Annotated in this window: 11 protein-coding genes and 1 pseudogene; 5 read left to right on the top strand and 7 right to left on the bottom strand. The window is 67.9% G+C overall.

Features of this window, described 5'->3' with window-relative positions; genetic code table 11:
- Window positions 1-636: alpha-(1->3)-arabinofuranosyltransferase domain-containing protein (locus G6016_RS14195; protein WP_182633272.1), on the bottom strand; the 636-nt coding region annotated here is incomplete at its 3' end.
- A gap of 34 nt (window positions 637-670) precedes the next feature.
- Entirely contained in the window at window positions 671-838 is a 168-nt protein-coding gene (locus G6016_RS14190) for a DUF2613 domain-containing protein (protein ID WP_182633271.1), read from the bottom strand.
- 282 nt (window positions 839-1,120) lie between these two features.
- Between G6016_RS14190 and G6016_RS14185 the strand changes: the two are divergent.
- A pseudogene (locus tag G6016_RS14185) lies at window positions 1,121-1,714 on the top strand (TetR/AcrR family transcriptional regulator); the annotation flags it as partial.
- Window positions 1,715-1,872: 158 nt separating this feature from the next.
- The gene (locus G6016_RS14180) at window positions 1,873-3,747 is read left to right on the top strand and encodes a long-chain-acyl-CoA synthetase (RefSeq protein ID WP_182633270.1); all 1,875 of its coding nucleotides are present in this window, start codon (window positions 1,873-1,875) and stop codon (window positions 3,745-3,747) included.
- Between the two features lie 93 nt (window positions 3,748-3,840).
- Here G6016_RS14180 and G6016_RS14175 read toward each other — a convergent pair whose 3' ends face one another.
- A complete protein-coding gene (locus G6016_RS14175) occupies window positions 3,841-4,338 on the bottom strand; it encodes a nuclear transport factor 2 family protein (RefSeq protein ID WP_338403622.1) in 498 nt (165 codons plus the stop codon).
- Entirely contained in the window at window positions 4,335-5,585 is a 1,251-nt protein-coding gene (gene argJ, locus G6016_RS14170) for a bifunctional glutamate N-acetyltransferase/amino-acid acetyltransferase ArgJ (RefSeq protein ID WP_182633269.1), read from the bottom strand. Before argJ ends, G6016_RS14175 begins: the two co-directional genes overlap by 4 nt.
- A 300-nt stretch (window positions 5,586-5,885) precedes the next feature.
- Here argJ and G6016_RS14165 point away from each other — a divergent pair, with 300 nt between their 5' ends.
- From G6016_RS14165 to G6016_RS14155, 3 genes are all read left to right on the top strand, one after another.
- Entirely contained in the window at window positions 5,886-6,035 is a 150-nt protein-coding gene (locus G6016_RS14165; RefSeq protein ID WP_182633268.1) for a hypothetical protein, read from the top strand.
- Between the two features lie 699 nt (window positions 6,036-6,734).
- The gene (locus G6016_RS14160; RefSeq protein ID WP_182633267.1) at window positions 6,735-6,875 is read left to right on the top strand and encodes a hypothetical protein; all 141 of its coding nucleotides are present in this window, start codon (window positions 6,735-6,737) and stop codon (window positions 6,873-6,875) included.
- A 152-nt stretch (window positions 6,876-7,027) separates the two neighbouring features.
- The gene (locus G6016_RS14155; RefSeq protein WP_182633266.1) at window positions 7,028-7,492 is read left to right on the top strand and encodes an SRPBCC family protein; all 465 of its coding nucleotides are present in this window, start codon (window positions 7,028-7,030) and stop codon (window positions 7,490-7,492) included.
- 77 nt (window positions 7,493-7,569) lie between these two features.
- On the opposite strand, the gene G6016_RS14150 is transcribed toward G6016_RS14155, so the two are convergent.
- From G6016_RS14150 to G6016_RS14140, 3 genes are all read right to left on the bottom strand, one after another.
- The gene (locus G6016_RS14150) at window positions 7,570-7,740 is read right to left on the bottom strand and encodes a hypothetical protein (protein WP_182633265.1); all 171 of its coding nucleotides are present in this window, start codon (window positions 7,738-7,740) and stop codon (window positions 7,570-7,572) included.
- Between the two features lie 64 nt (window positions 7,741-7,804).
- Window positions 7,805-7,948, bottom strand: coding sequence for a hypothetical protein (locus G6016_RS14145; protein ID WP_182633264.1), 144 nt, complete (start codon window positions 7,946-7,948; stop codon window positions 7,805-7,807).
- Between the two features lie 367 nt (window positions 7,949-8,315).
- A partial coding sequence (locus G6016_RS14140; RefSeq protein WP_182633263.1) for an NAD(P)H-dependent flavin oxidoreductase occupies window positions 8,316-9,340 on the bottom strand: 1,025 nt, incomplete at its 5' end.

Here is a 9,340-nt window from a genome sequence, read left to right as displayed (position 1 = left end):
GGTGCGGTTCGGACGGTGCATGGCCCACCACAGGATCGCGGGCAGGCAGGCCGCCGCCGTGGCCACGGCGTTGACCGCGCCCATGAGCGCCAACGCGAGCGCCGCGCCGGCGCCGCCTCTCCGCGGCGACATGCGGCCCTGCAGGACCCGGATGATCGGCAGCATCACCCACGGGGCGAGCGCTACGGGCCAGATCTCCGAGGAGATGGAGCTCAGGTCGCCGAGCATGCGCGGAGCCAGCGCGTAGAGGATTCCGGCGGCCGCGCGGGTGCCGCGGGTGCCGATCCGCAGCGCCGCCGCGACCCGCACCACGCCGATGTAGGCGACGGTGAGCAGTACCGCCCACCACAGGCGCCCCGTGAGCCAGGCCGGCATCCCCAGCAGATCGAACAGCGCGAAGAACGGCCCCTGCGGGAACAGGTAGCCGTAGGCCTGGTTCTGGACCTGACCGCCGAAGGACAGTCCGGTCCACAGGTGGGTGGCCTGGGTCAGGAAGCGGACCGGGTCAGCGACCAGGTCGTATTTGGTGTCGGGGACGATATGCCCCGGGGCCTGCAGGCAGGCGAGCAGAAGGAACGCGAGAAATGCGACGACACCGTCGCGCGCACCGGCGCCGAGACGGATCCCGCGGATCACCTAGGCCGGCAAAGAGGGCTGGACTGGCGGGCGGCTAGCGCGCGCCGTACTCGACCTGGCCGAGAAGCGCCTGGTCGGCCGGGGGCTGCTGCACCTCGGGAATCGAGTTCTCGGCCATCGCGGTGCTGAGACCAAAAGCGACGATTCCGCCGAGGACGATTCCGCCAACAGCGCTGGCGAGTGCTCCGGTGCCGAAGCTCATCGAGTTCTCCCTGCGGTTCGGTGTGAAAGATGCAAGTCACGGGGCGCCTGTGCGGCACCCCGACGCGAAAAGACTAGCACCCGATTGGTGATCCCTTGTGCGCAGTGACGTCTACGCGCCCAGAACCGCCCCTTCCCCGACATAGCGCCCCATTGGTACTTACTGGCGAGTAAGTTAGTGTGGCAGGACACACCCCAGCAATTTCCACACCGCAGCCCCTGAACCATTCCCAGCGCCGACCACACGCCGGGCCTGATCCACGAACTGCCGAGAGGAGCCCTAGTGTCTACGGGCACCAAGCGCATCCCCCGCGCCATCCGTGAGCAGCAGATGCTCGATTCCGCGATCAGTGTGTTCGCCGACCTCGGCTACCGGTCCGCGTCCATGGACACCATCGCCCGCGACGCCGGCGTGTCCAAGCCGATGCTGTACCTGTACTACGGCTCCAAGGAGGAGCTGTTCAGCGCATGCGTGACGCGCGAGTCTGGCCGACTGATCGACCAACTCACTACGGCGGCGGTCGCCGGCTCCGGGCCGCGGGACCGCCTGGAGGGCGTGGTGCAGTCGTTCCTCGAGTACGTCGACCAGCGCACCGATTCGTGGAACGTCGTCTATCGCCAGTCGTTCGCCGAGCCCGCATTCCGCGGCGAGGTCGAGAAGATCCGTTCCGACCTGGTCGACCTCACCACCGACCTGCTGCAGCAGCACTGGGGCGATGAGCGGGGGCGGGAGATCCTGTCGGTGGTCGCCACCGCGCTCGTCGGTGCGGGTGAGGCCGTGGCAGACCGCGTCGCCCACGGGACCATGTCGACGACGGTCGCCGCCGGTGTCGTCGTGGAACTCGCCTGGCGCGGCCTCGCCGGCGACCCACTGAGGGAGCACATCGGAACCGCGACAGCGACTACCGTCGCCGCCAGCGAAACGCCCCCCGCCGACGACAGCGCCCCCGGAGCCGCCGCGGCCTCCCCGGTGGGAACCCCGGAAAAACCCCAAGACAACGACGACGACGACAACGCCACCACCGAGGAGCAGCCGTGACCGAGAAGACTTCGACCAGCCGCGGTGTCAACGAGGCCCGCACCCTGACACTTGCTGACCTGGCCAAGGGACTGCCCTCGATCATCTCCAATCTGCCGTCCGTCCTGAACGGACTGCGGATCGTGCGCACCTCCCGCTCGAGCGACCTGGTGTCCATCGGCAAGCGTTTCGAGACGCTCGCCGCCAAGCAGCCCGACGCCCCCTTTGTTCGCTTCCTCGGCACCGAGGTGACCTACGGCGAGGCCAACAAGCGCGCCAATCGCTTCGCGGCGATCCTCAAGAACAACGGCGTCACCCGCGGCGACACGGTGGGCGTGTGCATGACCAACCGCACCGAGGTCATGCTCGCGATCCTGGGCGCGGTCAAGGCCGGCGCCTCGGTGGGCCTGCTCAACCATCACCAGCAAGGCGACGTCCTGGACCATTCGCAGAAGATCCTCGAGTCCAAGGTGGTGCTCGTCGGCTCCGAGTGCGAGGAGACCGTCAACTCGGTCCCGCGCGAGGACTGGATCGGCAAGCTCATCGCCGTGAGCTCGCCCATCGATCTGCCGTATCGCGGACTCATCGCCGGCGACCGGCCCGAGTCGATGTCCGACCTGCCGTGGCTCGAGGACGAGTTGGCCGCGCTCGAGGATTCCGTCGGCGACGAGAACTTCCCCGATGCCGCCGAGACCGTCGGCACCGAGACCGCGTACTACATCTTCACCTCCGGCACGACGGGCCTGCCCAAGGCGTCGACGATGTCGCACTACCGCTGGAACCGGGCCCTGGCCGGGTTCGGCCTGTCGGGCGTGCGTCTGAAGAAGGACGACGTCCTACTCTGCCCGCTGCCGATGTACCACAACAACGCCCTGACCATCGGCCTCGGCTGCGTCCTGGCGGCCGGCGCCTGCATGGCGATCGAGGAGCATTTCTCCGCCTCGAAGTTCTGGGATCAGGCGCGCGCCTCGGGCGCCACCGCGGCGATCTACATCGGCGAGATCTGCCGCTACCTGATCAACCAGGAGCCCGGCCCCGGCGACCGCGACCACAAGATCCGCGTCATGACCGGCAACGGCCTGCGCCCGGAGATCTGGGATCGGTTCCAGGAGCGGTTCGGCGTCGACCGGATCTGCGAGTTCTACGCGGCCAGCGAATGCAACATCGCGTTCGTCAACGCGTTCAACGTGCCCCGCTCGACCGGCTACTGCCCGATGGACTACGCGCTGGTCGAGTACGACCCGGAGACCGGCGAGCCCCGCCGCGGTGCCGACGGCCGGCTGTCCAAGGTCGGTAAGGGCGGCGTCGGCCTGCTGCTCAGCGGAATCTCGCCGTCGCAGCCGTTCGACGGCTACACCGATCCCGTCGCTACCGAGAAGAAGATTGTCCGCGACGCCTTCGAGGACGGCGACGCCTGGTTCATCTCCGGCGACCTCATGATGGACCAGGGGCTCAAGCACGCCTCCTTCGTCGACCGGCTGGGCGACACGTTCCGCTGGAAGGGCGAGAACGTGGCCACCACCGAGGTCGAGGCCGCGGTGGGCACCCAGCCCGGTGTGGACCAGGCCGTGGTCTACGGCGTGCCCGTCTCCGGCGCGGACGGCAAGGCCGGCATGGCCGCGATCCGCCTGAACGACGACGCCGAGTTCGACGGCGCCGCCATGGCCGAGTCCCTGCGTTCATCACTGCCCTCGTATGCGGTGCCGCTGTTCATCCGGATCTCCGCGGAGCTCGAGCACACCTCCACGTTCAAGAGCCGCAAGACCGAACTGCGCGAGCAGGCCTTCGACACCTCGGCCTTCGACGAGCCCGTCTACGTGCTGTCCAAGAAGAAGGGGTATGTCCCGTTCTACGACGGCGCGGAGAAGGACCTGGTCGACGGCACCGCCTGACAAGTCCCCCACAGCGCGTTTGGACGAAACCAGTTGCGAGAATCGCTCGGTTCTCGCAACTGGTTTCCTCCAAACTGGTTTCTCACCGCGTGATCAGTCCTGCGACCAGCCGGTGTCCACGCGGAGCCGCTCGAGCCGCCGGTACGAGATGAGCCACTGGCCGTCCACCCGGCGGTAGCGCTCGTGATAGTGGCCCCAGCCGTGCAGCCAGCGCTCGCGGCCGTCGACCTGCCACCACAGCCGGTCCTCCATCGCCCAGATGCCGGTGGCTGTCGGCTCGCCGGTCTCCGCGTCCGGGCCCGCGTATTCGATCAGCGGCATGTGCCCGTGGTGGACGCTCGTGACCGGCGACGACCCGTCGAGCGTGCCCCGGATCGCGGCGGTGAGCGCTTCCCGGCCGCGCACCTGCGGCGTTCCCCCGCTGGCCGCCCACGACTCACTCACCACGTCCTCGGTGTGGCAGGGGCCGTACTCATCCCATCGCTTGGTGTCCATGACGAAGAGTCGACGCGCGAACACGGCGCGGATCGCCTCCAGGTCGGCGGCGCTCAGGCCATCGGCCGGTAAATCCTGCACCGACGAGTCCGTCACGTCGTGTAGTCGGCGTTGATGGCGATGTACTCACGCGTGAGGTCGCAGCCGTACACCGTGCACGAGCCGCCGGCCGATCCGCCCGCGCCATCCGTGCCGCCGGCAGCGTCGGCAGCGCTGTCGGTCACGCCCAGGTCCACAGAGATGGTGACCTCCTCGGCGCTCATGATCTCGGTGAGCCGCTCGAGCTCGGCCTCGCCGGGAAACGCAGGGTACGTCTCGAGGTCGCCAAAGACGATCCGCACGCGCTCGGGGTCGATGTCCGTGTCCTCGTGGTTCTTTCCGATCGCCATGGCCACCCGCCCCCAGTTGGGGTCGGCCCCGTGCACGGCGGTCTTGACCAGCGGCGAGTTGAGGATCGCCTTGGCCACGCGCTTGGCCTGGCCGCGGTCGCGCGCTCCGGTCACCTCGACGGTGAGCAGCTTGGTGGCGCCCTCGCCGTCGCGGGCGAGCTGCCGGGTCAGGTCCAGGCACACGGCCTTCAGTGCCGCGCGGAGCTCGTCCTCGGCCACCTCGCCCGCTGTGCCGCTGGCGAACGCGATCGCAGTGTCGGAGGTGGAGGTGTCCGTGTCGACGGACAGGCAGTTGAAGGTGTCGTCCACCGCGGCCCTGAACGCGACATCCAGCACGCCCGGCTCCACGGCGGCGTCGGTGAAGATCACGGCGATCATCGTGGCCATGTCGGGTTCGACCATTCCGACACCCTTGGCCACGCCCACGACCTGGGCGGTGGACCCCGTCGTCGTCGTCATTTCCCGCACGGCGGTCTTGGGGTGGGTGTCGGTGGTCATCATGGCGGCGGCCACGGCCAGGGCGTCGGAGCCGAACTCGGCGCCGGCGAGCCCGTCGAGGTGGGTGCGCAGCAGGTCCATGGGGTACTGGCGGCCGATCACGCCGGTGGAGGCGATGAGCAGGCCCTCCGGCGGCACGCCGACGGACGCCGCAGCGCGGTCGAGTACCTCGCGCGCGTTTGCCATGCCCTGCTCGCCGGTGGCCACGTTGGCGTTCTTGGCCACCACCACCAGTCCCCGTGCGCGGCCGGAGGCCGCGTTGGTGCGACTGAGGACCACGGAGGGGCCGGCGAAGAGGGACCGGGTGAAGACGGCCGACGAGGCGGGGGCGGGGCCCTCGTTGACGACGACAACGACGTCATCCCCCTCCTCGCGCAGACCCGCGGAGCCGGCGTGGGCTCGGAAGCCGGCCGGCAGGGGGACGGTCGAGGGTGAGGCGGGCGGGTGCGCAGTCATGCGGCCATTGTCCCCCGCGGCTGCGACAGGCGGTGGCGAAGGGCCATGCGCACGCCGCTTACACGGCCAGTTCGAAAATGTGACGCACATTACATACGTCCAAGTTCAGGTCGTCAACCAGCATGAATAAAGACGCATGTCTTCGAAAACTCCTGTGCGGCAACCCCTCAAGATGGAGATGTCGGAGTTCCGACGTAACGTTTCGTTGCGAGTTCGGGATGTACTTCACGAGTCCATCACGGACCGCACTACGACAGCAGCGGCACAGCACGGTGCCGCTCACAACGAAAGGGTCATCACATGATCGACGCCATCTTCGACTTCTTCAACCAGCTCCTTGGCACCGGCTCGTCCGTCGTCGAGTTCGGCTCGACCACCGCCGGCGATGTTGCCAACATCGTCACCGGCTCCATCGGCCTGCCCGAGATCGGCGCCGGCGCCGAGGGCTGATCCTCACCGACCACCCAGTGGCCTAGCCGCTGACCGGTCAACGCAACGCCGGCATTCGTCTTCGGACGGGTGCCGGTGTTGTGCATTTGTCAGCACAGAATCCTCCGAGCCGACCAGCCCGACGGCCACACTTCCGGCCCACCGGTTCGGCAACGTCGACATCGCCCCCTTCGGAGACCGCCACGCCGTTGCGAGCGCCCCACCGACCGGGCTCCGTGCGGCCACCTCTGCGACAGAGCTAGAAGATCGCCGCCACTGAGAGTCGCTCGACGCGCCTCCAGCCAACTCTCCGCCGCCACGCTCGACGCAGCGAACCCCCTCCACTTCACAAGTGAGTCGACTTCGTCGTTACGCCGAGACCCCACACTCGGAGACGCCCCGATGCCGCCGAACGCTCCGAAGCTCACACCACCGCCGACCGCCCGGCTAAATCACGCCTATCCGACCATCGTGTCTCGATCGAAACAATCGCGGCGATGGTGGCCACACCTGTTGGCAGGCAAGGCGTCTGTAAATCTCAGATGTCCGAATGGACCCGGAACTCGCCGACCAGCGCCAAATCTTGCAGACCGCCCGTAACACTGTGATTCGGATCACAGATATTCATGGCGAGCCCACCACGGGGCCCTTGAGACCCAGCGGCGAACTCAGTTCAACGCGACGTGTCCACGCCGCACCTCCGTCGAAGGGGCCACCACTATGTTCTCCGATATTCTCAACCAGCTCGGCTGGGGTTCAGTCATGTTCAACACCGGCTCCGGCATCCTCGATGTCAGCACCGGCTTCCTCGGCAATATCCTCTGGGTCCTCGGCGGAAACCTCGCCAACTGGGGATCCTGACCCAAGAACGACCATCGGCGGGCTAGCCCGCTGACCGGTCGGCATCGCGCCGGCATCCACTCATGGGGAAGGGATGCCGGCGCCGTGCATTTCACGACGCTGCGTTCTCCGCTGCCCCGATTGAGACGCCGACCGGCACTACACTCGATCCCATGCAGCTTGACCTGTCCCGCCACATTGACGCCGACCCCGACACTGTGTGGGCCGTCCTCACCGACATCCCCAATGCCCACCGCACCCTCTCGGGCGTGCTGTCGGTGGAGATCCTGACCGCCGGCGACTACGAGCCAGGCTTTCGGTGGCGCGAGACCCGCAAGATGTTCGGCATGAAATCGACCGAGGAGATGATGGTGCAGACCGCGGACGCTCCGCACTCCACCACGATCGTCGCCGAGAACGGCGGTACCGAATACAAGACGGTGTTCACTCTGACGGCTGAGTCCGGCGGCGGCACGACTCTGTTCATGCACTTCAGCGCGGAGACAGCGCATGCCCCGGCCATCTCCCGAGTGGTGATGGGCGTGATGGGCAAAGTTGCACTGAACTCGACCCGCAAGACCATGGAGCAGGACCTGGCCGACATCGGGGCCGAAGCGGAGCGTCGCGCCAACCCCTGACACCAGGCACACAAATTCGGAAGACCCCCAGGCAGTTGCCTGGGGGTCACCCGAACATTTGCTACGAACTCGAGGTTTTAGACCGGGATCTCCTGGCCGCTACCGGCGTAGATCGCCTCGAGGACGTTGGAGAACAGGCCGGCGGCGCTGCCCGTGCCGGTGCCGAGCAGGGTCCCGATGAAGTCCCCGAAGCCCTCGACACTGCCCTGGACGGCGCCAAAGACGTTGTCAATTGATCCGAATAGCATGGTGCTTCCTTTGCATTCCGCGATGTGAGTGGATGGCGATCAAGTGGTTGCCGACAGTCCAGAGTCAGGCAGCTCCGCCGCCGACGCCGATCAGGTCGCCGATGGAGCCGAACATTGCGCCAACGAGGCCGTCGACGCCGGCCATGATGGTGAGCAGATCCAGGACGCCGCCGCCCATAGCTTCAGTGGACGCCGTGAGTGAACCCATCTTCTTCCCCTTCCGGGAATCAACGTCAAAGAATGTTGACGTTCACGAACAGTGCCACCAGAACCCAACACGCAGTGATCTACGGCACAACAGTCGAGTTATTTCCGACAACTTCGCTGGTCGCTCGGAGGCTGTGTCATCGTTGCTCATCAAGTTCCGCTCCTCGAACTTGCGATCGGCCGGAGCCCGGGCCACCGAAACTCAGGCGTTCTTCAGGCAGGGTCCGGACACCGGTAGCGCCCGTTCGGGTTCCCTGGAGCCAGGCCCGCATCAGCACGCGAAAATCCGCTGCCCGCCTTCTAGCCGCTCCGGGGCCAATCAAGTCTGGCTCGAGGCTGCGGACTCCGGGGGCCTCCCGGCTGAAGACTCAGTCCACTGCGGGGCGCGCACGATCCCAGAGCTCAGCGACCACCTCGGCGGCCGGCCGATCGGCGTAGGCATCAGCAGCCCGCCACCGCGACCCGGCCCACAGCGGCGGCACGTCGATGTCGCCCGCCTGGGCGGCGGCCTTCCGCATCGGGCCCGTGAGAATGTGCAGGTGCGGATACGCGGCCGGGGCGGCGTCGTGGTGCTCAGCCACGAATCCGTTGACCAGCGCGCGGGCGTAGCGCCCGGTGTAGCAGCGCGTGGGCCGCGTCTCGGTGAACCTGGGATCGCCCAGCGCCGCCCGGTGCAACGCACTCGTGCCGGCTTCGGGCGTGCGCAGCAGCACGGTCCCGAGCTGCACGCCGGTCGCGCCGGCGGCCAGCACGGCAGAGACGTCCTCCGGGGTCGCTATTCCGCCGGCGGCCACGAACTCCACCTCCGGCAGCGCCGCTCGGACGGCCCGCACCAGTTCGACGGTGGTGATGTCGTCGGGCTCCTCCCCCACCGCCGTGGTGGATCGATGCCCGCCGGCCTCGGCGCTCTGCACCGACAACCAGTCCGCCCCCACCTCGACGGCGCGCCGCGCATCCTCGACGCCGGCGACGGTCACGACCACCGCCGACCCCGCTGCCTGCAGCCGCTGCACCACCTCCGCGCCGGGGATCCCGAACGTGAACGAGACGACCGGCACCGCCTCCTCGACCAGCGCGTCGATGGTTGCGTCCTGGTCGAAGTCGGTGAACTGCGGGGCCTCGGCCAACGCGATGCCCAGCCGATCGGCGACCGGCCGCAATCCCGCCGCGTACTTCTCGAGCCCGGCAATGCCGCCCGCGGCGTCGAGGGCCGCCTCGGAGTCGGCCCGTTCGAGCATGAAGACGTTGACGCCGAACGGCGCGTCGGTGAGCTCCCGGACCCGCGCGATCTCGGCGCGCGTCGCGGCCGCGTCCAGGTACCCGGAGCCGATCAGCCCGAGCCCGCCGGCCTCGCCGACCGCCGCGATGAGTTCGGGCGTGGTGGGTCCGCCGG

Origin of the sequence: Dietzia aerolata (assembly GCF_014144865.1) — a bacterium.
GTDB classification, from domain to species: Bacteria; Actinomycetota; Actinomycetes; order Mycobacteriales; family Mycobacteriaceae; genus Dietzia; species Dietzia aerolata.
The sequence above is the reverse complement of the archived record's forward strand: the minus strand, read 5'-3'. Positions and strand labels throughout refer to the sequence as shown.

Bases quoted from the DNA above. Each gene is read 5' to 3' on its own strand.
- argJ (WP_182633269.1), bottom strand. From the start codon at position 5,585: ATGACTGCGCACCCGCCCGCCTCACCCTCGACCGTCCCCCTGCCGGCC.
- G6016_RS14160 (WP_182633267.1), top strand. From the start codon at position 6,735: ATGTTCTCCGATATTCTCAACCAGCTCGGCTGGGGTTCAGTCATGTTC.
- G6016_RS14190 (WP_182633271.1), bottom strand. From the start codon at position 838: ATGAGCTTCGGCACCGGAGCACTCGCCAGCGCTGTTGGCGGAATCGTC.
- G6016_RS14145 (WP_182633264.1), bottom strand. From the start codon at position 7,948: ATGGGTTCACTCACGGCGTCCACTGAAGCTATGGGCGGCGGCGTCCTG.
- G6016_RS14155 (WP_182633266.1), top strand. From the start codon at position 7,028: ATGCAGCTTGACCTGTCCCGCCACATTGACGCCGACCCCGACACTGTG.
- G6016_RS14165 (WP_182633268.1), top strand. From the start codon at position 5,886: ATGATCGACGCCATCTTCGACTTCTTCAACCAGCTCCTTGGCACCGGC.
- G6016_RS14150 (WP_182633265.1), bottom strand. From the start codon at position 7,740: ATGCTATTCGGATCAATTGACAACGTCTTTGGCGCCGTCCAGGGCAGT.